The sequence below is a fragment of the Mesorhizobium sp. A623 genome (assembly GCF_054489405.1).
In genome coordinates this window covers 1-509 of record NZ_JBTMXB010000155.1, presented here as the reverse complement: position 1 = coordinate 509, position 509 = coordinate 1, and the positions used below count along the sequence as shown (strand labels likewise).

At 55.2% G+C, this 509-nt stretch carries 1 pseudogene; it reads left to right on the top strand.

Features of this window, described 5'->3' with window-relative positions:
- Positions 1 to 63: 63 nt before the first annotated feature.
- Positions 64 to 509, top strand: a pseudogene (locus tag ACX3P1_RS28380) (transposase); the annotation flags it as partial.

Below are 509 nucleotides of genomic sequence, written 5' to 3'. Positions count from 1 at the left end.
TGACCTTAGACCCTAAACTTCCTCCATGTTTTGGTAGAGTCCGCCCACTTTTGGAGACGGACAATGAAGCGCAGCAGGTTTACGGAAGAGCAGATTATCGGGATGATCAAAGAGCAGGAGGCCGGGATGCCGACTGCGGAGGTCTGCCGCAAGCACGGCGTTAGCAGTGCCAGCTTTTACAAGTACAAGGCGAAATACGGCGGCATGGACGTCTCTGACGCCCGGAAGCTGAAGGCCCTCGAAGATGAGAACGCCAAGCTTAAGAAGCTGTTGGCCGAGTCGATGCTGGACATCGCCATTTTGAAGGATGTTGCTGCAAAAAAATGGTAACGCCCGACGCGAAGCGGGAGGCTGTGGCTCATGCCTGTCAGATGCATGGTTTGAGCCAGCGGCGGGCGTGTAATGTGCTTGGAGTGGATCGGACGAGTGTCCGTTACCGAAGCATTCGACCTGATGATCAATTTCTGAGAGACGCCATGAAGGCAGTAGCCGCGGAACGACGCCGGTTT